Here is a 19,988-nt window from a genome sequence, read left to right on the forward strand (position 1 = left end):
CCAATCCACCCAACCCATGAACACGTACGAAGACACACTCCAGGACGCTGTGACGGCCGACACGTGGGCGACAGTCGAGCGCAGCCTGCTCGCGAAGCTGTTGCGTGAGTTCACCTACGAGGAACTGCTCGCCCCCGAACGCACCACGGACACCGACCGCGGCGGCCGATACCGGCTCGTGTTGCCCGCGGCAGACGACGCGGACACCGTCCGGTATCGCTTCGAGGCTGAGGAGCGCCTCATGGACACGCTGCGCGTGTTCCCGGACACCATCGAACGCGCGCCGGCCGACGCCGACTCGTGGGCGACCGCCACCGACCCCATTCGGTTCCTCCTAGACGCCCGTGAAACGCTCGACGCCACGGAACTCACCACGGGCCACTTGATCCGCGAGTACCGCAACACCCTGCTGGCGGACGCCCACATCGAAGCACGAAGCGCGCCGGAGTCGTTTGCGGACTGCTCGTACGCCGAGTACGAAAGCGAAATGACCGGTCATCCATGGATCACGTTCAACAAGGGACGTCTCGGATGGGATTACGAGGACTACCGGGATTACGCGCCCGAGCGCCGCCAGACCACAACCATCGGCTGGCTGGCAGTGCGCACCGACCGCGTGACCTTCGAAACTGTCAGCGGGCTCACCCCCACGGGGTTGCTCCGCGGAGAGCTCGGCGACCAGTACGACGATTTCATGGCGACGCTGGCGGACCGGGGTCTCGATCCCCAGGAGTACACACTCCTCCCCGTCCACAACTACCAATGGGAGACCACGATCACGTCGCTGTACGCGAGCGAGCTCGCCGCGGACGCGATCGTGCCGCTTGGTAACGGGACCGACAGCTATCTGCCGGGGCAGTCGGTTCGAACGCTGTTCAACGTCGACGCCCCCGAGAAGCACAACGTGAAACTCCCGATGAAGATCCGGAACACGCTGGTGTGGCGCGGGCTGCCGGGCGACCGCACCGAGGCCGCGCCCCGGGTCACCGAGTACATCACGGACATCCGCGACGGCGACCCGTTCCTGCGGGACGACTGCGAGCTCGTGTTGCCAGGGGAGGTCGCGGGCGTCAACTACGACCACCCCGCGTTCAGCGAGCTTGAGGACAACGCCTACCAGTACGACGAGCTGTTAGGGGCCGTCTGGCGGGAGTCCATCACCGACGCCATCCCGGACTCACAGCAGGCGGTCACGCTGGCGGCGCTCCTCCACGAGGCCGACGGCACGGCCGTGATCTCCGAGTTCGTCGAGCGCTCGCCGCTGGAGCTGTCGGCGTGGCTGACGGAGCTGTTCGACACGCTGTTGCCGCCGCTGTTGCATTACCTCTACCGGTACGGCACCGTGTTCTCCCCGCACGGCGAGAACACCATCGTCATCCTCGACGAGGAGTTCGTGCCGACGCGGCTCGGCGTGAAGGACTTCGTCGACGACGTGAACATCTCCGACCAACCCCTCCCGGAGCTGGCGGATCTGGACGCCGACCTGCGGCGTGTGCTGCGCTCGGAGCCCCCGGACGGGCTGTGCCAGTTCTACGTCTGTGGGCTGTTCGTGGGGGTGTTCCGATACCTCTCGGACGTGCTGACGGCCCACCACGGCTACGACGAAACCGAGTTCTGGACGCAAGTGCGGGACGCGATCACGGCGTACCAGGCGGAGTTCCCGGGGCTGTCCGACCGCTTCGAGACGTTCGACCTCCTCCAGCCCACGTTCACGAAGCTCTGCCTCAACCGGAACCGGCTCACCGAAGAGGGGTACAGCGACACCGCGAGCAGGCCACACGCCGCCGAACACGGGACGGTCACGAACGCCCTGCATGAGGTCGCGGGCGACGCCGGCGAGTAGTCAGCCCTGGATCAGGTCCATGGCCTCCCCGGCGACGTCGGGCTCAACGGCGATGATGTATCGGCTGCCCGGCGTGAGCGTCGTGTCCGGGCGTGCGATCCGTTGGCCGTCCGCGCCGGAGATGATCACTGTCCCAGCCGGGAACCGAACGTCGCGCAGCTGCTTGCCGGCGGCGGGCGCGCCGTCGGCGACCCGGACGAGCATGAGCTCCAGGTCGCCGGTGATGTCGGCCAGCGTCTGGACGTCATCGCCGATGATCTCGTTGGCCGCGACGCGTGCGCCGGCGCGTTCGGGGAACACCACGGCGTCGACGAACCGGGTGTACGAATCACGCACCCCGTGGTCGATGCGCGCGATGGTGCGGATCGACGGCGTGAGCTCGGCGGCAGCCAGGCAGACCGCGAGGTTCAACCCGGTTTCGCCGGTGAGCGCCGCGATCCCGTCCGCCCGGTCGACGCCCGCCTGTTCGATGATCGCGGGGTTGGTGGCGTCGCCTTCGATGACGGTCGCCATCCACTGATCGGCGATGTCGTCGACGACGCGGGTGTCGCGCTCGATGATCGTCACGTCGTGGCCGCGGTCGGCGAGGAGTTCAGCCGTCTGGAAGCCGACGCGCCCGCCGCCCGCGATGATGAGGTCTCGGTTAGTGGTCATGTGGCGTGTGTTCGGCGTCCGCCGAAATAGTCGTGGTGTCCTCGTCGTCGCCGGCGGTCGACTGCCGGCTGTGTGCGTAGTAGGCAGCCGTCCCTAGAACGATCCAGGCCGCGCTGAGCGCCAACGCAAGCGGATCCGTGCGCACGAGGTAGCCGACCAGCACGACGGTCAACACGAGGTTGAGCGCGATGCCGATGAGTGGCGGCGCAGGATAGAACGGCATCTCGTAGGGCCGGTTCATGTCGGGGCGCTCGCGGCGCAGTCTGATGACGGCGACGTTGACGATGATGAACGACAGCAGGAAGAACAGACTGGACATGTTGCCGGCGCTCTGCGTGGGCAACGCGACCGACGCCAACATCACCACCGCGCTGGCGATGATCGCGACGAACGGCGTCCCGTAGCGGTGGTGGATCTGGCCGAACGACGGGAGCAGTTGCCCCTCACGGCCCATCGAGAACGCGACCCGCGAGGACGCGATCACGACCGCGTTCAGCGCCGTGAGCGTCGAGAACACCGCGCCGAAGACGATGAGTGCGCCGCCGTTCTGGATGATCGGCAGTCCGGTGGGCATGAACGACGTGGCTGCCTCCGCGATGCCCGCTTCGCCGGCCGCCGCCAGGCCGTCAGCGCCGAGCGTGCCGACGGCGACGGTGACGACCGCCAGGTAGACGATCACGGTCGCGATCAGGCTCACGAAGATCGCCTTCGGGATGTTCTCGCGGGGGTTTTTGACTTCCTCCGTGACGGTGGTGATGAGGTCGTAGCCCTCGAAGGCGATGAACGTCAGTCCCATGGCGGGCAGGATCGCCGCCGGGCCGCCGCCCACTCCGAACAGCGGCTGGAATTCGGCCCCGGAGAACAGCGGGGACGTCGCGCCGAACGCCACGAACACCACCAGGATGCTCACCTTGATGATCGTGAAGATGGTTTCAGCGCTCCCGCTGGCTGCCGTGGACACGGCGTTGAGTGCCACCAGTCCGAGCACTGCGATGAACGCCAGCACGAACGCGGCGGGCACCGAGGCGTCGAGCAGCGGGACGGCGATCGCGCCGACCTGGTCCGGTGGAGCCACCAGGCCGTAGACGTGCAGCAGTTCGAGGAAGTTGGGCGCGAACCCGAGTGCGTACAGCGCGCCCGCGATCATGTACGCGAACCACAGCATCCACCCCATGATGAACGAGGAGAAATCGCCGAAGATCTCGCGCACGAACGCGTAGCCGCCGCCGCTTTTCGGGATCGAGGCCGCGAGTTCGGCGTACGAGAGTCCGGTGAACGCGGTGACAACGCCGTTCAGCGCGAACACGAGGATAGCGGCCGGCCCAGCGATTTCGGCCGCGAGGCCGGTCAAAACGAAGATCCCGGCACCGATCATCGCCCCCATGCCGATCATCGTGGCGTCGAGCAATCCGAGTTCGGCGTCGGGGGATCGCGTTTGGCTGCTGCTCATCAGATACTACTGTGGAGGTGTAGTGTATCCATCGTGTGAACGGGACAACTCAGCCGATACACTTGATTTCTTGCATACGAGCGGTGATAGGTATGGCGGCGTGGCTCCGGGACCAGATGGGGCGGTGACACCAACGCCCACGACATAGTTTGAAGACCGTTGGCTGTGAATGAGAATATATGCCACAACTGAAGCGCTTCGTGATCGCCGGCGGCGGTCAGGTCGGCCTCCAAGCAGCCGGCAACCTCTCGTCGCTTGGCCACGACGTGGTGCTCATCGAACCCGATGAGCAGCGCGTCGCGGAGCTCTCCGACGCCTACGTCGGCCCCGTCATTCACGGCGACGCGACCCGGCCGTCGATTCTCACCCAGGCCGACCTCGACGACGCCGACGCCATCGCCGCGCTCACCGACGACACCAGCGCGAACCTCGCGATCTGCATGGAAGCCCAACACCTCAACCCCGCGATTCAGACGCTCGCCCGCGCGGACACGCAGCGCAACGAGGAGTACGAGGAGGTCGTCGACGCCACCCTCCTTCCGAAATACCTCGGTGGCGACTACGCGGCGGATATGCTCACCGGCGAGGACGTTCGCACGCTCGTCTACCCCACGAGTGATCTGGACATCATCGAGATCTCGGTCGCCGAGTCGGCACCTGTTGCCGGCCGCCGCCTCGATGAGATCGCGCTCCCGGAGGGGAGCCTCCTGATCTCGACCGCCGACCGCGAGCACCTGGCTGGCCCGGAGATGGTCTTGGAACCCGAGCGCCGATACGTGCTCGCCGTCGAAGCGGACGTGGCGGACGAGGTCAGGGATCTCATGCGGGGGTGACGCCGTTGTGGGTGTCGCACGACTGACGGCCAGTCGCGTCCAATCAGCCGAGACGGCAGTAGTCAGGTGAGAACTGGGTCTGTAGCGGGTAGTCGAGGTGGGAAAGCCGCCACACCCGTGTCGCTGTGACAGTGCGCCGGAACAGTAGGCTGTTACAGACAGTAGGTACAGAGATCTGTTACAGAACGCTGTAACAACTACCTGTGACAGATAGGCAGGTCGTCCGAGCGGGCAGTGTCCACGCGTCGGTGATACGGGATTGCTGCGAAAACGCGGCTGCAGCCGCGACAGTGCGGTTCCGGGCGCTCCCTGTGACCGATGGCCTCCACAGATTTCTGTTACAGATAGTCGTTACAGATGTCTGTTCCAGAAAACTGTCAAGACAGTCTGACACAGATATATGTAACCGCGTGCTCGTAGGGTCACACATGATCACGGCGGTTGTCTACGCCGAGTCCGGGGGAACGTTCAAAACCACGATGACCGCGAACCTCGCGGTCGCGCTCAGCCGAATGGACCTCGATGTGCTGGTGCTTGACCTCGACCCACAGACTGGCAACCTCACGTCACTGTTCGACGTGGGTGAGGACCGCAGCGATCCGAACGCGGACAACCTTGTCAAGCACATCCTCGAGATGCCGGACGGCGACTTCGCATCGCTCATCGAGACGTCCCCAGAGGGCGTCGACATCGTGCCGAGCCACGACATGCTGAGTGACTTCACGTCCAACCTCGAACAGAAGATCACGTACGAGACCGGCGTGAAAGACGTGTCCCGCGAGGAGTACCCGCGCTACGAGCTGCTGTACCGGCTGCTGTGGGAGCGCGAACAGGTGAACGAGCAGTACGACGTGGTGCTCATCGACCCCAACGCACGCGCCGAAGACCTCCTGTACAACGCGATGTACGCGCTTCGCACGCTCGTCGCGCCGGTCAAACCGGCTGGCAAGGGCAGCCTCAGCCTGGACGGCCTCGAAGAGATGGTCGGGAACATGGAGACCGAACTCGACATCGGCGTCGGCTTGTCGTGTGTGGTCCCCTGTGGGGTGGGGCAGACGAACGCCCACAAGCAGTACCGCGACCGGTTCGAGACCACGGACGCGTTCGCGACACCGGTCTCGATCGGCTCCCGAGAGAGCCTGATGGACGCCATGTGGGAGGCCCACGGCTCTGCGTTCAAAGTCATCGAGGAGCGTTGGAAGACCTACGAGGGCGACGACGGGATGGTGAGCGAGCGCGGAAAACGACGGGTGCCTGACCGCGAACTCGAAACCCTGGAGACGATTTGGCGACTCGCCGGGTTCATCGCCACCGACACCTTCGACGCCACGGTCCCCGAAGAGTTGGTCCTAGACATCGTCGACGACGGGACCGAGACCCTGCAGATGGCGGGCAACGGACACCCGGAGGTGGCCGACTGATGGGGAACTCGTTCAAGCAGGGCGCTGGCGACCTGGACTTCGGCGGCGACAGCACCGCCGACGAGGACGAAGCCGACGACGCGACGGAATCCGGTCCGGACGCAGCCGACCCAACCCCAACCGAACAGGGCGCGACGTCGGAGACGGACGGACACACGTACCCCTACTTCGTGCGCCGAAACACGGTTGGTGACGAGCGCGACAACCGCTTGGAGGTGTTCGCCCGCGACAGGGTGGTCGCCCAGGAGGCCGAGTTCCGGCGGCAGCTGGCCGCCCGCCTCGACACTGACGCGGTGTCGAAGACCGACGCCCGCGAGTACGCGCTGTTGGCGGCGTTCGACAACGTGGATGCCGTCGCCGACCGGATGGCCAACGACGGCTACGGCGAGACGGAGTAGTTGAACTCAGGGCTGGGCGTTCCGGCGGCGGTGGTCGGCGTCCCAGCCGTCGAATATGCCGTATTCGGTCATGGTGGTCATGCCCGCGATCGCGGCGCGAAGGCTGATCCCGAGCAGGGGGACGCCGGCAACCGTGACGATCGCGTCCGCCTGGATCACGGCCCCGTCGCGCAACAGTACGTCGACGAATTCAACGATGGCGTGGGAGTTACGCTTGGTTGGGTTCATCGGTACAGATGTCGGGCGCGAACGTGTACGGCGGCCAGGGGCCGGTGAATCGGATCGTCACGCCGTCGCGTGCGGCGATGTCGTCCAGTTGCGATCCCAGCGCGGATTCGTCGGTTTCGGGCGCAAGCACGGCGAGTCGCGCGATCGGCGTATGACGCTCGGACACCGACTCGTCGCGCAGAGACGTTGTGGTGTCTTGGGACGCCACCTGGGTGGCGACCGGTTCGACGGCTGCGGACAGATCACTGGCGAGCGCCGACCGACGTGCCCGGCGGCGCTCCGCCAGCCGGGCGTCGTACTGCTTTTCGAGCAGGAACGTCGTGCCTGCGTCAGCGTCGGCCTGGCGCGCTTCGAGAGCCTGGAGCGTGTCGTCGGTGGCCGTTACGTGTGCCTCGAAGGGCTGTGGGTCCCACAACAGGGTGACGCGGTACTCCCAGCAGCCGGCAAACCCGTCCAGTTCGGTGCGGAGACGGGGATGCGTGTCAGCAAGCCAGTCGGTGAGCGCACTGTCGCCGCCGGCGAAGACGGTGTCGAACCGCATCGGGAGCGGCGTGCCGAACACGTCACTGACATCGTCGACGACCTGCTGGTGGGTGACCAGCCACCGCTTCACCTGGTCGATGTCGTCGGCGTCGTACACCGACGTGCAGTCGTGGACGACAGCGCCGACGCCGTCGACGGAGACCACGCGAACGGTCTCGTCGTCGATGCCCGTCGTCTCCCCGACGGGAGCTGATGGCACGGACGTGGTGTCGACGACGCAGTAGACGTACCGCCCGTCGGGAAGCTGTGCGCGAGCCTGCGACTGTGCGGGCGTCACGCTGACCCACCACCGGAGTCGCCGTCAGCGCTGTGCTGGGGTTCGAACCCCGGTGTGGAGTCGGCCTCCGACATCTGTGTGATGGCGTCCCGGAGCACGTGGTCCAAGTCGTCTTTGAACTCGTCGACGGCCGCCTCGATGTCCTGGTCGGCCTGCAGGCGGTCTAGTTCCGCCTCGAGCGCCTGGAGTTGGCTCCCGAGTCGCTCGATCTCCGCGTCCGACAGGGAGCCCGACTCCATGCGCCGTACGGCCTCCCCTTCGAGTGCCTCGACCAGGAGTTCGACGACTGTCACGACGAGCGCCGTGAGCCCGCTCTGGAGGTCCTCGTCGTCGTGGTCGTCAAGCGCGATCTCCATGTTACTCCGACCCCTCCGTTGTGGGCGCGGCAGGGCGCTCAAGCACCGACTTGCTGTCGTCGGCGTCCACGCCCGCGGCGGCAGTCACGCGCTCCATGTCGGTTCCCGTCGGGAAGTCAAGCCCGTACTCCGCGGCCGTCTCGAAGGACGCAATGGCTGCACGAAGCTCGACCCCGAGGAGCTCCGTGTCGCCGACGCTGACCGCGATGTCGGCGTTGACCACCACTCCCTTGTCGAGCAGCAGCTCCAGGGTTTCGGCGAGATCACCCTGTGAGCGCGTTGGTTTGGGGTCGCTCATTTGTCGGTGGTCGCCGCGTTGTGGAGGCGCAGCCCATACAGCCGCGCTCGGGCCGCGGTCGTGGCGTGCGTGGGCTGTTCCGGGACGGTCGAGTGGGCGTTTCGGGCTGCGTTTTGGGCGTTCGTTCGTTGTGCCGGCAGCGTCGAATGTGCGGCCGGGTTGGTGGTGTCGCTGGTGGGCTGCTCGGTGTCGCTGCGGCGGCGGTTGCGCGCCCGCTGCTCGGCGAGCGCCGCGTGTTGGGCGATGAGTTTGCGCCGCGCGGCGTCCCGGCTCTGTTGGGCGTTCCGGCGGGCGTGCTGTGCGTTCTGGCCGTGGGTGTGTCGGTTCGTGGGTGTCATGTGTCGGTGGCTGATGGCTCGCTGGGGGTGACCCGCAGCTCGAGGATCTGGTTGGTGACCGTCAGCGACGTGATCGTCATCCCTGGGTCGTCGAGGGTGAGCCGCTCGACAACGTCGTCGCCGACGCTGATCGTGAGTGCGCCTGTGTCGTCAACGGCTGCGTCGACGGCTGTTTCGTCGGTGACGCCCGGCAGGTCGGCGACCACTACGAGGTCGTCGCTGTCGTCGGACGCGCGGGTTTCGATGTGCGCCGTCTCCGCATCGCCTGCGTCGTCGGCGTTCCCGGCGGGCATCGACGGCGAACGGGCGTCGGAACCCAGACCGATCGAAACGGCGTAATCGTAGTCGATTCGTGTGCGACCGCGGTCGATCGTGGAGTGGCCGTGCTGTTCGCCGTTGTCGTCGTCGAGTTCTGCGAGCGTCTCGATGAGGCGACTGAGCTGGTCGAGGAGCCCGCTCGGCCGGTCGGACGGATCGTCGGTGGGCATCAGTTCTTGATCTCCATGCGGTCGCGCATCTGGTCGCGGATCTGTTCGGCCGTCCGCAGTTGGGCTTCCAGCTCCTGTTTGCGGCGCTCGTACTCGTCCGCGGGCCGGTCGCCGATCTCGTACAGCAGCTGGTTTTCCTTGATCTGGTCGCGGATCTCGCTGGTGTCGTACAGTTCGTCGAGGGCCATCGTCTGGAGGATATCCACCAGCGAGAGGAACGGGTTCACGAACAGGTCATCGAGGACGAACACGGCTATCTACCCCCCTGTTGGGCCTGCTCAGCGCCGATATGGATGTCCACGAAGTTGTACGGGGGCCACGGACCCGTGTACCGAACCGTGAGGTCGTCGTGGGCGGCGTCGATCTCGTCGATGGCGGCGTCGAAGGCCTCCCTGGTGTCGTGCTCGACCAGATACGACTTGTTGATGATCAGTCGGTCCGTGAAGCAGTCGTTTTCCGTTTCCCCGACGCTCAACGCACTCAGCCGGGCGGTGACGTCTGACCGAACCGCGGCCGTGTCGACGGCGGTGTCGTCACCGGGCGCAAGCACCTTCACGCCGAGCTCGACTGTGCCGGCGATCTCGGTGAGCGTGCTCCGGAGTGCCCGGCGTGCCCCCCGGAGCACGCCTTTCAGTGTGCGCGCGTTCTTGAACGCCATTCCGAAGCTCATTGGGACGACAGCGCGCGTGGCGTCGTGTTCGAGCACCGCCTGCAGGACGGTGTTGTGCGCTTCAACGGCCGCGTCGGTTCGCTCGGGGTCGGTCGTCTCGATGTCGGAGACGACCGCCGACAGCGATCTGTACGAGACGGTGTACGCGCGGGTCGCGCCGGCGACGCCGTCGACGTTCAGGGCGAGCGATTCGTTGTCGTCGATGATGCCGTACGTGTAGAGGTGTGACTCACTCATCCTGGGGCTGTGGGTCCGCTGATTGGTTCACGATGCAGTCTGCCATGATGGTCTGTAATCCGACAGCGAACGTGAGCAACTGCAGGACGACGCTGTCGACGTGCTTGATGGCGGCTTGAGCGTCCGCGACGCGGTACACCTTCCGCTTGGTGAGTTCGCTCATTTCGAGGAGGCCGGCATCGGCGAGCTGCTTGAGGTGTGGGTACATCGTTCCCGGGCTGACATCCGCGCCGAACAACCGCCGCACGTCCTGTAGCAACTCCTTGCCACAGGCACCGCCACGCACGGTGATCAACACCAGCAACACTTCGTCGATGTATTCGGCGATGATGTCGTCGCCGACGCCGTGGAGCTGGGCGTCGTCCAGCCAGGCCTCGAGCAGCGGGAGGTCGTCGCCGGTCAGCGGCGTGTCCGTGTAATGGTGTGACGGATCATCGGTGTGGAGCTGGGACGTGTCGTCGATGGTGGCGTCGAGCGCCGCCGTGAGCTCCAGGGTCGGCAGCGAGAACTCCACGTCGGCGTCGACGCCGGCCGCATCCATCTCGGATTTGAGCTCCGCTAAGAGGTCGTCCATACGGTCACACCATCTCCGTGAGCGTGATTTCCGGGATCGTGCCGGACTGGTCGACGCCGATTCCGAGCAGCGGCGTGAGCGGGGTTTCGCCGTACAGCACGATGGCGTCGCCGGCACACTCCAGTCGGAAGTGCATGTCCGCGACGCGGTCTGCTCGCGTGCGGAGGGCGGTCCCTGGCTTGGTGATGAGAACGCTTGCGTCGTTGTGCAGGGCGACGTAGTTCGCGAAGTCGCCCAGGCGGGTTTCGAAGGCGTGGTGGGCTGTATCCATGCTGATGACGTGTAGCAGCGGTCCGTCACTGTGCTCTCGGATCCGTTCGGCGTGGGCGATATACGGGTCGTAGGACAGCGTCCCGTGTTCGGTCGGCGTGGTGTCGTGGCCGGGCAGTCGGTCGGGATCCACCGCGTCGTCGTGGTCTCGCGTGGGGCCGGCGTACGTCTCGAAGACGTGGCAGTGCGTGTCGAACACCGCCTTGGAGAGGACCGCGCTGAGGTCGTTGTGCAGCAACCCCGGGCTGCCCTCCTTGGGGGGGACGACGGCGACCCCCATCTCGTTTGCGAGGAAGTTCCGGATCGCCGGCAACACCAGCACGCTCCAGGCATCGCGGGACAGGTCGGCCCCCAGATCGAGGTGGACGACCCCGCCGCGATTGAACCCCCCCGAGAGGATGGTATCGAGGTCCCGGATCCCCGTGGAGAATCGCGCCGTCGGGTTCGCCAACGGCTCCCAGGTCGCCTCGTCGGGGACCGACTGTGTGGTCGACAGCTCGACCGGTGTGATGGCTTTGAACTGTCCGTCGGCCAGCGTGAACGGCTGTAGGCGGTTCTCGATGCGGACGCCACGGAGCTTCTCTAACCGCAGCTGGCGTCTGGTGCGGCCGCGCTCGTTGTCCGTCACGTGGAGTGTCACGACGCCGTCGACGATGTACTCCAGTGGCGACTGGGTGGCCGTCTCGGACACCAACACGAGGCGCACGCCGGCGTCACGGGCGAGCGCCACGAGTTGGTTGGTGACGGTTTCGATGCTGGGTGGGGAGTCGTGGCGGGCGGCTAGATACTCGTAGACCAGCCGCCAGCTGTCGAAGGCGAGTGTGAGCTTGGTGGCCGGGGCGCTGATGGCGTCGACCCACGAGAGCAACGACTCCAGGTTCAGCGTCTCGAAGGGAACGTCGACATCCATGGGCAACCCGAACGGGTCCTGTGAGAGGTCGAGCAGTGCTGTTCTGTCCAGTGCGGCGTGCCCCTCGACGTACATCTCGTAGACGGTCTCCTGATCAACGCGCGTGGACACGTAGAGCACGTCTCCCTCTCGGCTCAGCACGTCGAGGCCGCGGATCGTGAACAGCGTTTTGCCCGTGCCTGGGGCACCGTTGACCAGCAGCGTCTGGCCCGGCTCGCCGGTGAAAAATCGCCGGATCTCGCGGGGGAAGTGTGCGATCCCCTCGTGGGATGGGGGTGCGTGGAGTGGCGTGCGTGCGCTCATTGGTCGGTCTGTGTGGTCGTCGGTCGTGTGGTGCCGGTGGTCTCCTCGCGGCGTGACTGTCTCAACGCTCTGTTACCTGGAGTCGCGACCCGTAATATTCAGTTCGACTACCATTACAAGCGTTGAAACAATCCGAACGTATTTTTATCTTGTTCAAGATTTTGTACAAATCAGCGAACTATTACGAGCGCCGAAACGGGGGTTGAACTCACAACGGCGGTTTTCCGGACACTCCCTGTAGTTGCGGGTGGGTACCACCCAGATCACTATGGCGCAACCAGACTCCTCAAGCTTGGCGGAGGTTCTCGACCGTGTACTGGACAAAGGCGTTGTCGTCGACGTGTGGGCTCGCATCTCGCTTGTCGGGATCGAGATCCTGACCGTCGAGGCCCGCGTTGTGGCCGCATCGGTCGACACGTTCCTCCACTACGCCGAGGAAATCGCGAAGATCGAACAGGCAGAACTCACTGCGGGTGCCGAGGCCCCCGAACCGGCACCCGAGGCGTAGCGAGAGCACTCCGGTGAGCAACCAGGGAGATGCATCGAACACAACCACACCACGCCGCTTTCTTAGCCCCATTCCACCCAGACAATGACGGTTACAGACCACCGAGAGGCGATGATCGAAGCCCGGGCGGCAGTCACCGACGTCCGCAAGGCGATGGACGCGTACGCCGAGGAGTTCGCCGCGGACGTCAACAGCATCCGTACGGACAGCCGGCACCGGGAGAACATCCGTGACATGCGGGCGGCCGTGGACGCGTACTGTGAGTCGTTCGCCACTGCTGTCAGCACTCACCACGACGAGACCGCCGCGCTCCGGGCGGACCTCGAAGCCACGGCAGCGGCGTTCGACGCCTACACCACCGCGTTCGCTGCCGACGCCGCCGCTATGCACGACGTTTCGGCGCTGCACCGCGACATCGAAGCGCTGCGCGAGGAGTTCCGTGCCGTCACGACCGACTTCGAGGACTACACCACCGACGAGTTCGCCCCCGCCGCCGGGGCGTTGCACGCGGACGCCGCTGAGACGGCGGCGTCGTTCACCGCCAAGCAGGAGGGGTTCGAGGCGTACCGGCACGACGTGCACGAGAGTGCCGTCCACGCGCTGACCGCTGACATCGCGGCAACGCGGGCTGACTTCGACGACACTGCGGCGTCGTTTGCTGCGTACGCACGTGCGTTCTACGGACACACCGACGACGCCACTGCCCAGACGGACGCCGACGACACCACTGCCCAGACGGACGTGCTGTCGGGCCAGGCCACAGTCACCAGGGCACAGCCCGAAGAGGACGACACGCCCGAGGACATGGTGCAGTGTCGGGTGTGCGAGGAGTACTACCAGGCGATCACTGAGCCCCACCTCCAGACCCATGAGATGACCATCGACGGCTACCGCGGCGAGTACGGCGAGGACGTTCCGCTCCGGCCGGATGATCACGCATGACCGACACCTCACGGAACCGCAAGGTCAGGGGGTCGAAAATCCGGTCCTCGCGCAGCGATAAGCGTCAACGGGGCAGCGAGGACAAAGAACTCAAGCGGCTCGCGGACGCGCGGGACACCGATTCCGAGCAGGCAGGCGACCGCGTCGGCGACGCGTTCATTCCCGACGAGCAGTCGTTCATCGAGACCGACGCGGTGGCGCGGGTCACCGACCGCATGCGGCGGTGGCTCAGCGTCGACCGACCGGTGCACTTGATCGGACCGACCGGCTGCGGGAAGACCGCAGTGGCGATGCACGTCGCTCGGACGCGTGACCGGCCGGTGGTCTGGGTCAACGGGGACGCCGACCTCACGACGAGTGATCTGGTCGGGGAGTACGCCGAGACCGAGCGCATCTCGGAGCACGATCAGTTCATCCACAACGTCGTCAAGCGCAAGGACATCGTCCGTGACCGCTGGGTTGACAACCCGCTGACGCTGGCCGTCCAGGAGGGCGCGACGCTCGTGTACAACGAGTTCTCGCGCACCAAACCAGTGGCCAACAACGTGTTGCTGTCGGTGTTCGAGGAGGGCGTCCTCGAGCTCCCCGGCAAACGCGGGGCGTCGCGGTACGTCGACGTGCACCCGGCGTTCCGAACGATCCTGACCTCGAACTCCGTCGAGTACGCCGGCGTTCACGAGCCACAGGACGCGTTGCTCGACCGGCTGGTCGGGCTGCACATGGACTTCTACGATGCCGAGACCGAGACCGCCATCGTTCGTGCGCACGTCGAGGCGGCCGACGTGCCGGTCGCGGCCATCGTGGGGATGATGCGCGAACTCCGGGAGCGCCTGGAGATCACCGTCGGCACCCGCGCCGCGATCATGGCGGCCGAAGGGCTGACTGCGGCCGACGACCCGGACGCCGACACCGTCGTGGACGTGTGTACGGACGTGCTGGCGTCGAAGGTGAGCCAGCGAAGCGACGTCGAGGCGCTCCGGGACGTGATCGAGGAGACGCTGGCTGACCGCGGAGTAACGCTTTCGTGATGGCACCCGACTACGCACACGCATGGACGATCCAGTAGCCGACCAACCGGACGGCACGGATGAGACCCCCGACGGCGACACAGCGGGATCGTCGCCGATCGGGCTCGCTGACGCCCAGGCGCGTGCTCGGGAGGCCGTTGCCGAGCTGCTCGAACACCCCTTCGACGGCATCATCACCGCCGAGTCGGGGGCCGACGGCGGGTGGCGAATCCTCGCCGAAGTGGTCGAGCGGAGCGCCGTCCCCGACACCCAGGACATCATCGGCCGATACGAGATCACGCTCGACGACGGCGGCCGCGTCACCGGGTACGAGCTGCGTGAGCGCTACCGGCGCGGCGAGATGAAAGAGGAGCTGTGAGGCGGGGCGGGAGCCGGCACCCCCACGCCGTGGCGGTCAGTGGGTGAGCAACCGAAGCGAGGATTTATCGGCGTTGTGAACGCGACAGTGATGCAGGTCATCATCGTCGGAGCGGGGACGGTCGGAGCGCCGCTGGTGGACGTTGCGACTGGATCCGGGAACGAGGTCGTCGTCGTCGAGCAGGACGGGGGGCGCGCGAACGAGATCGCCGACGCCTACGACTGTGCGGTGTTGCACGCCGACGCCACGGACGAGTCGACGATCCAGGACGCGGGGGCCGACCGCGCCGACGCCCTGATCACCACCACTGGGCGGGATCCGACGAATCTCTTCGTGTGTCTGCTCGGGGCCGAACACGACATCCCCACGGTTGTGTCGCTGCTACAGCGCCCGGCGCACCGCCACCTGTTTGCGGAGTTGGGCGTCTACACGGTTGCCGGGCTGCACGATCTCGCCGCCGAATCACTGTACCGGGTTGCCAGACAGCCCGCCGTATCGGAGTCCATGCCGGTTGCTGGTGACGCGGCCGTGTTCCGGATCACGGTGGGCGCTGACGCGCCGATCGCGGACACGATGCTCGTGGATGCGCGGTCGACGGGGGTGTTGCCCGACGACGTCCTGGTTGTCGCGGTCCGGACGGGCGACGGGGAGGCGGAGATCGCGCGCTCGGAGACGACGATCACCCCCGGTGACGAAGTAACGGTGTATTCGAGCCGTGGCACCACGGCGGACGTGACAGCTGTGTTCAGCACTGACGTTCGCGAGGACGGCTCCCGCGGGCGGTTCTGAGTGGATGGCGGGCGTGGTTGCGTCCGCGATCGACGCATCCATACGGACGGACCCGTGAGAACAGCCCAGCACGGGGAGACGGATTTCATTCATGGCTTCGCTTCTCGCACTCGTGGCGCTCGTTGCATCGATGTTCATGGCGTTCACCGTCGGCGCGAACAGCAACTCCGCACCGATCGCGCCGGCGGTGGGCGCGAACGCGCTGTCGACGCTGCGTGGGGCGTTGCTGGTCGGGATCGTGGCCGGGCTGGGCGCGATCTCCCAGGGCGGCAACATCTCCGAAACCATCGGGCATGGACTCATCACCGGTGTCACGATCACACCCCTGGCCGCCGCGGCGACGCTGCTGACCGCCGCCACCCTCATCACGATCGGGAACTCACGGGGATACCCGATCCCGTCGGCGTTCACCGTCACCGGCGCTGCGGTCGGGGCGGGCGTCGCACTCGGGGGCGGGTTCGCGGTCGGCACGTATCTCAACATTCTGGGGTTCTGGTTCGCGATCCCGATCGTCGAGGGCGTGCTCGCGTACGCGCTCGCTCGGGTGCTGATCGGTGACCGCGTTCCGGACCACGTGACAGTGCCCGTGCTCGCGGGCGGTGTCGGGTACGCGTTGGCGATGATTCGGTTGTCGGTGCTGCCCGCGCCACAGGGCGCGCGGGCCACGGTCGCCGGCGTCGTCGCGCGCCACCTCCCTGCGGGGGTGGTGCCCACCACCGCACTGGGCGTCGCCAGCGCTATTGCGGTGGTGCTCGCGGGCACGATGTACTGGCAGTTGCGGCGGGACGTGACGACCGGCATCCACCGGCTGCTGGTGGGGCTTGCGCTGGCCGTCGTGTTCACCAGCGGCGGATCGCAGGTGGGGCTTGCCACGGGGCCCCTGGAGCCAGTGTTCGAGTCCGCGCTGGATCTGCCGGCGATATACCTGCTGGTTCTCGGCGGCGTTGGCATCCTGGTTGGCGGCTGGGTGCGGTCGCCGCGACTGATCCAGGCGGTCGCCAGGGAGTACGCGTCGCTTGGCCCGAAGCGGTCGATCGCGGCGTTCATCCCGGCGTTTCTGACCGCACAGGCGGCGATCATGTTCGGCTACCCGATCTCGTTCAATAAGGTGATGATCTCAAGCATCATCGGGGCCGGGCTCGTCGGTGGAGCGGCCGACACTGGCGGCGTGTCGGTCACGAAGACGGGCTACACGGTGGCGGCGTGGGTCGGGTCGATGGTGGGCGGGGCGGTGCTCAGTTTCGGACTCTACCGGCTGCTGGCGGCGATACCGGGATTGCAGTAGGCACCGGGAGTCGGCGTATGAACGCGCGTTCGCTGTGTTCCCGGAGTGCGAGAACGGCCCCCTTGGTTAACTGTGGGGCTGGCGTACACGCACACGAGGAGGTGCCCAACGAATGATTCGACACACCTGGCTCGCACAAATGGGGCCCCACCGCGGTGCGCACGGGCCGATGGGGGGCGGCATGGCCGGGGGGCTGCTCTCGACTGTCCTGTGGCTGGTCGTCCTGGCTGCGGTCGTGGTAGCGATGGGGTATCTCGTGGTCCGTGTCCGCCGTGCCATGGACGATGATGGGGCGACCGGCGGCGACACCGCCATGGCAGTGCTGCGGGAGCGCTACGCGGCCGGCGACATCGACGACGAGGAGTTCACGGCTCGACGGCGCACTCTCGAACGGGAGCGCGATGAGACGCCCCCGAAACACCAGTGAGACGGGGCCAGCCGGCAGGAGCGCGGCGGCCGGGTTACAGGGGTGGCTCGGTGACGGAATCGACATCGAACCGGCGGATCTCCGGCTCGCCCGCGAGCAACTCCGGAAGCTGCTGTTCGAACGCCTGGAAGTGGTCGGTCTGCGAGTGGGCGTCGAACGCGGCGGCGTCCTCGTACTGCTCGAAGAACCGAACCACGTTGGGGTCCGAAACGTCGACCGCGGCGCGGTAGTCGATCAGTCCGTCCTCGGTCTGTGACTGCTCGACGAGGTCCGCGATCAGTTCGAGGGCGTCGTCGCGCGCGTCGGGGTCGAATCGGAACGTTGCGTGTACGACGATCATGGGGTGACCGAGGAGGGCCGCGGGGAAACGTGTGATGGATGGGTGGTGTCGTGCCGGTTCCGGGTCCGTGAGTACCCACGGAACTTACGGCCGGTCGCGCACACGGACTGATATGGCGCAGCACGGAACAGTCAAGGTCCCGGACGGCAAGCTCGTTAGCGTGTCGCTGACAGCCAACGATCGCATCACGTCGGTGCGCGTGACTGGTGATTTCTTCCTCGAACCGCCGGAGGCGCGCCCGCACTTGGAGCGCGCGATCGAAGGGCACCCGGTGGGCGTCGACGCCGCCACGCTCCGGGACGCGATCGCGGACGTGGACGCCCGTCTGATCGGGTTCGAGGCGCGCGATCTGGCCGCCGCCACCATGGAGGCGATCGCGTGACGCTTCGCGTCATCACCGACGGCACGTACAGCGAGCCGGTCCAGCAGGCCCTCGAACGTGTGCTTGCGGACAAGGTTGCGGCTGGCGACATCGGGCCGACACTCCGGGTGTGGTACCGGGACGCCCCCGCGGTCCCGATCGGGCGGTTCCAGTCCTACGAGGACGAGGTCGCCACCGACTACGTGGAGCGCCACGACATCGACGTGGTGCGGCGCGCGACCGGTGGCGGGGCGATGTACGTCGAACCCGGTGCGGTGCTGACGTACTCGCTGTACCTCCCGCCGGAAGACGTTCCCGACGACGTTGCCGACAGCTACGTGTACCTCGACCAGTGGGCCATCGACGCCCTGCAGGCTGTCGGCATCGACGCCAGCTACGAGCCGCTGAACGACATCGTGCACGCCGACGGCAAGCTCGGCGGGGCGGCGCAGCTGCGGACTGACGGGGCGGTGTTGCACCACACGACGATGAGCTACGATCTGGACATCGAGCGGATGCTTCGCGTGCTCCGGATCGGGGAAGAGAAACTCTCCGATAAGGCCGTGGCGTCCGCGGAAAAGCGGGTTGCAGTGATGACTGAGTACACTGACGCGTCGCGTGCCACGATCGTCGATGCACTCGTTGCGGCGATCGGGGACACGTTCGAAACGCGGCGGGGATCGCTGTCGGCGGCGACTCTGGAGGCGGCGCGCACGCTCGCAGCCGAACAGTTCGACACGGCGGCGTGGACGCGGAAGCTGTAGGGCGCCCGGAATCGCTACGTGAGCACGCGCTTGACGTCGAGGCCGGTCGCACGCCGCACGACCGCTTGCACGGGATCGACGGCGTTGCGGAGGTTGTGTGAGTCGCCGTCCAGCACCACGAGGGCGGCGCGCCGCCCGGGTTCGATGACGCCGCAGTCGAGGCCGGCGATCTCGGCACCGGCGGTGGTCGCCATTCGCAGGACGTCGGTGGCGGAGACGTCGAAGCGCTTGGCGGTGGTGGCCATCTCCCGGAACATCGACGGCGGGTTCAACATCACGTTGTCAGTGCCGAGCGCAACGGTGGTGTGATCGAGGAGGGCGGGGATCGGTGCGTCGCCGACATCGAGCACCGTGTTTGCTCGTGGACAGACCGCGATCGGGACCGACTGGTCAGCGACGCGCGTGAGGTGGGTGTCCTCGGCATGCACCATGTGCACGAGGAGGTCGGGCTCCAGGTCCAGGGCCGGATGGATGTCGGTGGCGTCGGGTTCGCCGGCGTGGATCGCGAACGGGGCGTCTCGGCGCGTACAGGCGGCGCGTTCGTCGGCGAAGTCGTTGTCGTTGGCACCGGACGCGCCGTAGCCGTCGGCGATGTCGAGCACGTCCGGGTCCCCGCTGCCGAAGATGAACGGCGTCACGTCGACGGTGTCGGCGGCGGCGCGCAGTGCCTCCGTGCCGGGGCGGCCGGACTCCCGGAAGTCCAGGCAGGCAACGGTGCCGGTCTGGTGCATGAACGTGAGCGTGTGGCGCATCGCTGCCACCAGGTCGTCGTCGTTGGCGGCCGCCAGACGCCGATGTTTCAGGCTGTTCGGCGGCGCTACGGCGTCGTCCAGGGAGAGCCCCACGGCCGCTTCTTTCGCGATGGAGTCGCCGAGATGGGTGTGAGCGTTTACGAACGCGGGGAGAATGATGTCTTCGGAATCGACGTGGGTGTCTTCCTCGACGGCGTCGATTCGGCCGTCGTCGATCACGACACGTCCCCGGGTCGGCTCGAAGGCGTCGCCGGCGAGAACGGTCCCTGCGAGTTCAGTCATACCCGCACTCGGCACTGGGGACCGATATGCGTTTTCGAATGCGCGAGTCCCGACTGATTGT

27 protein-coding genes are annotated in these 19,988 nt (G+C 66.5%); 13 read left to right on the forward strand and 14 right to left on the reverse strand.

Annotation, left to right across the window (positions count from 1 at the left end; translation table 11 throughout):
- The first annotated feature begins 16 nt into the window (after positions 1-16).
- Complete coding sequence (locus JT689_RS00355; RefSeq protein WP_205250690.1) at positions 17-1,843, forward strand: IucA/IucC family siderophore biosynthesis protein; 1,827 nt, start codon at positions 17-19, stop codon at positions 1,841-1,843.
- Here the strand turns inward: JT689_RS00355 and JT689_RS00360 are convergent, their stop codons facing one another.
- Both JT689_RS00360 and JT689_RS00365 read right to left on the reverse strand, forming a co-directional pair.
- Positions 1,844-2,497: a TrkA family potassium uptake protein gene (locus tag JT689_RS00360; RefSeq protein ID WP_010904091.1), complete on the reverse strand. Its 654-nt coding sequence runs from the start codon at positions 2,495-2,497 to the stop codon at positions 1,844-1,846.
- Entirely contained in the window at positions 2,487-3,947 is a 1,461-nt protein-coding gene (locus tag JT689_RS00365; protein ID WP_205250691.1) for an APC family permease, read from the reverse strand. Before JT689_RS00365 ends, JT689_RS00360 begins: the two co-directional genes overlap by 11 nt.
- A gap of 179 nt (positions 3,948-4,126) precedes the next feature.
- Here JT689_RS00365 and JT689_RS00370 point away from each other — a divergent pair, with 179 nt between their 5' ends.
- The 3 genes from JT689_RS00370 to JT689_RS00380 all read left to right on the forward strand — a co-directional run bounded on the left by JT689_RS00370 (position 4,127) and on the right by JT689_RS00380 (position 6,599).
- Positions 4,127-4,780 carry a TrkA family potassium uptake protein gene (locus tag JT689_RS00370; protein WP_176705155.1) on the forward strand — a complete coding sequence of 218 codons (654 nt, stop codon included), beginning with the start codon at positions 4,127-4,129 and terminating at the stop codon, positions 4,778-4,780.
- Positions 4,781-5,208: 428 nt separating this feature from the next.
- Positions 5,209-6,201 (forward strand): ParA family protein, encoded by a 993-nt coding sequence (locus JT689_RS00375; protein WP_010904097.1) that lies wholly within the window; start codon positions 5,209-5,211, stop codon positions 6,199-6,201.
- Complete coding sequence (locus tag JT689_RS00380) at positions 6,201-6,599, forward strand: hypothetical protein (RefSeq protein WP_010904098.1); 399 nt, start codon at positions 6,201-6,203, stop codon at positions 6,597-6,599. Before JT689_RS00375 ends, JT689_RS00380 begins: the two co-directional genes overlap by 1 nt.
- A 6-nt stretch (positions 6,600-6,605) precedes the next feature.
- On the opposite strand, the gene JT689_RS00385 is transcribed toward JT689_RS00380, so the two are convergent.
- The 10 genes from JT689_RS00385 to gvpD are packed head-to-tail and all read right to left on the reverse strand — an operon-like array spanning position 6,606 to position 12,091.
- Positions 6,606-6,827 carry a gas vesicle protein gene (locus tag JT689_RS00385; RefSeq protein WP_012289625.1) on the reverse strand — a complete coding sequence of 74 codons (222 nt, stop codon included), beginning with the start codon at positions 6,825-6,827 and terminating at the stop codon, positions 6,606-6,608.
- Positions 6,808-7,647 carry a gas vesicle protein GvpL gene (gene gvpL, locus JT689_RS00390; RefSeq protein ID WP_205250692.1) on the reverse strand — a complete coding sequence of 280 codons (840 nt, stop codon included), beginning with the start codon at positions 7,645-7,647 and terminating at the stop codon, positions 6,808-6,810. Before gvpL ends, JT689_RS00385 begins: the two co-directional genes overlap by 20 nt.
- Positions 7,644-8,003, reverse strand: coding sequence for a gas vesicle protein K (locus JT689_RS00395; protein WP_010904100.1), 360 nt, complete (start codon positions 8,001-8,003; stop codon positions 7,644-7,646). The genes gvpL and JT689_RS00395 overlap by 4 nt, the downstream gene beginning before the upstream one ends.
- A 1-nt stretch (position 8,004) precedes the next feature.
- A complete protein-coding gene (gvpJ, locus tag JT689_RS00400; RefSeq protein WP_205250693.1) occupies positions 8,005-8,301 on the reverse strand; it encodes a gas vesicle protein in 297 nt (98 codons plus the stop codon).
- A complete protein-coding gene (gene gvpI / locus JT689_RS00405; RefSeq protein WP_176705160.1) occupies positions 8,298-8,639 on the reverse strand; it encodes a gas vesicle protein GvpI in 342 nt (113 codons plus the stop codon). The genes gvpJ and gvpI overlap by 4 nt, the downstream gene beginning before the upstream one ends.
- Positions 8,636-9,127 (reverse strand): gas vesicle protein GvpH, encoded by a 492-nt coding sequence (gene gvpH / locus JT689_RS00410; RefSeq protein WP_205250694.1) that lies wholly within the window; start codon positions 9,125-9,127, stop codon positions 8,636-8,638. The genes gvpI and gvpH overlap by 4 nt, the downstream gene beginning before the upstream one ends.
- Positions 9,127-9,378, reverse strand: coding sequence for a gas vesicle protein GvpG (gvpG, locus tag JT689_RS00415; RefSeq protein ID WP_012289627.1), 252 nt, complete (start codon positions 9,376-9,378; stop codon positions 9,127-9,129). Before gvpG ends, gvpH begins: the two co-directional genes overlap by 1 nt.
- A gap of 2 nt (positions 9,379-9,380) precedes the next feature.
- Positions 9,381-10,034, reverse strand: coding sequence for a gas vesicle protein GvpF (gvpF, locus tag JT689_RS00420; RefSeq protein ID WP_205250695.1), 654 nt, complete (start codon positions 10,032-10,034; stop codon positions 9,381-9,383).
- Positions 10,027-10,608 carry a helix-turn-helix transcriptional regulator gene (gene gvpE / locus JT689_RS00425; RefSeq protein ID WP_205250696.1) on the reverse strand — a complete coding sequence of 194 codons (582 nt, stop codon included), beginning with the start codon at positions 10,606-10,608 and terminating at the stop codon, positions 10,027-10,029. The genes gvpF and gvpE overlap by 8 nt, the downstream gene beginning before the upstream one ends.
- A 4-nt stretch (positions 10,609-10,612) precedes the next feature.
- Positions 10,613-12,091 (reverse strand): gas vesicle protein GvpD basic region 2 domain-containing protein, encoded by a 1,479-nt coding sequence (gene gvpD, locus JT689_RS00430; protein ID WP_205250697.1) that lies wholly within the window; start codon positions 12,089-12,091, stop codon positions 10,613-10,615.
- Positions 12,092-12,359: 268 nt separating this feature from the next.
- Between gvpD and gvpA the strand changes: the two genes are divergently transcribed.
- From gvpA to JT689_RS00465, 7 genes are all read left to right on the forward strand, one after another.
- The gene (gene gvpA, locus JT689_RS00435) at positions 12,360-12,599 is read left to right on the forward strand and encodes a gas vesicle structural protein GvpA (protein ID WP_010904108.1); all 240 of its coding nucleotides are present in this window, start codon (positions 12,360-12,362) and stop codon (positions 12,597-12,599) included.
- An 84-nt stretch (positions 12,600-12,683) separates the two neighbouring features.
- The gene (gene gvpC / locus JT689_RS00440) at positions 12,684-13,541 is read left to right on the forward strand and encodes a gas vesicle protein GvpC (protein WP_205250698.1); all 858 of its coding nucleotides are present in this window, start codon (positions 12,684-12,686) and stop codon (positions 13,539-13,541) included.
- Positions 13,538-14,569 (forward strand): gas vesicle protein GvpN, encoded by a 1,032-nt coding sequence (gvpN, locus tag JT689_RS00445; protein WP_176705165.1) that lies wholly within the window; start codon positions 13,538-13,540, stop codon positions 14,567-14,569. Before gvpC ends, gvpN begins: the two co-directional genes overlap by 4 nt.
- 22 nt (positions 14,570-14,591) lie before the next feature.
- Entirely contained in the window at positions 14,592-14,927 is a 336-nt protein-coding gene (gvpO, locus tag JT689_RS00450) for a gas vesicle protein GvpO (RefSeq protein WP_010904111.1), read from the forward strand.
- Positions 14,928-15,017: 90 nt separating this feature from the next.
- Positions 15,018-15,716 carry a TrkA family potassium uptake protein gene (locus tag JT689_RS00455; protein ID WP_176705167.1) on the forward strand — a complete coding sequence of 233 codons (699 nt, stop codon included), beginning with the start codon at positions 15,018-15,020 and terminating at the stop codon, positions 15,714-15,716.
- 91 nt (positions 15,717-15,807) lie between these two features.
- The gene (locus JT689_RS00460; RefSeq protein WP_205250699.1) at positions 15,808-17,001 is read left to right on the forward strand and encodes an inorganic phosphate transporter; all 1,194 of its coding nucleotides are present in this window, start codon (positions 15,808-15,810) and stop codon (positions 16,999-17,001) included.
- Between the two features lie 169 nt (positions 17,002-17,170).
- Positions 17,171-17,428, forward strand: coding sequence for an SHOCT domain-containing protein (locus JT689_RS00465; RefSeq protein WP_229373333.1), 258 nt, complete (start codon positions 17,171-17,173; stop codon positions 17,426-17,428).
- A gap of 34 nt (positions 17,429-17,462) precedes the next feature.
- Here JT689_RS00465 and JT689_RS00470 read toward each other — a convergent pair whose 3' ends face one another.
- Positions 17,463-17,768: a putative quinol monooxygenase gene (locus JT689_RS00470; RefSeq protein WP_010904115.1), complete on the reverse strand. Its 306-nt coding sequence runs from the start codon at positions 17,766-17,768 to the stop codon at positions 17,463-17,465.
- Positions 17,769-17,880: 112 nt separating this feature from the next.
- On the opposite strand from JT689_RS00470, the gene JT689_RS00475 reads away from it, so the two are divergent.
- Both JT689_RS00475 and JT689_RS00480 read left to right on the forward strand, forming a co-directional pair.
- A complete protein-coding gene (locus tag JT689_RS00475; RefSeq protein ID WP_205250700.1) occupies positions 17,881-18,150 on the forward strand; it encodes a hypothetical protein in 270 nt (89 codons plus the stop codon).
- Positions 18,147-18,893 carry a biotin/lipoate A/B protein ligase family protein gene (locus JT689_RS00480; RefSeq protein ID WP_205250701.1) on the forward strand — a complete coding sequence of 249 codons (747 nt, stop codon included), beginning with the start codon at positions 18,147-18,149 and terminating at the stop codon, positions 18,891-18,893. Before JT689_RS00475 ends, JT689_RS00480 begins: the two co-directional genes overlap by 4 nt.
- Before the next feature lie 14 nt (positions 18,894-18,907).
- Here the strand turns inward: JT689_RS00480 and JT689_RS00485 are convergent, their stop codons facing one another.
- Positions 18,908-19,927 carry an amidohydrolase family protein gene (locus JT689_RS00485; RefSeq protein WP_205250702.1) on the reverse strand — a complete coding sequence of 340 codons (1,020 nt, stop codon included), beginning with the start codon at positions 19,925-19,927 and terminating at the stop codon, positions 18,908-18,910.
- Positions 19,928-19,988 lie beyond the last annotated feature (61 nt).

This window comes from Halobacterium sp. GSL-19 (assembly GCF_016917855.1).
Classification (GTDB): domain Archaea; phylum Halobacteriota; class Halobacteria; order Halobacteriales; family Halobacteriaceae; genus Halobacterium; species Halobacterium salinarum.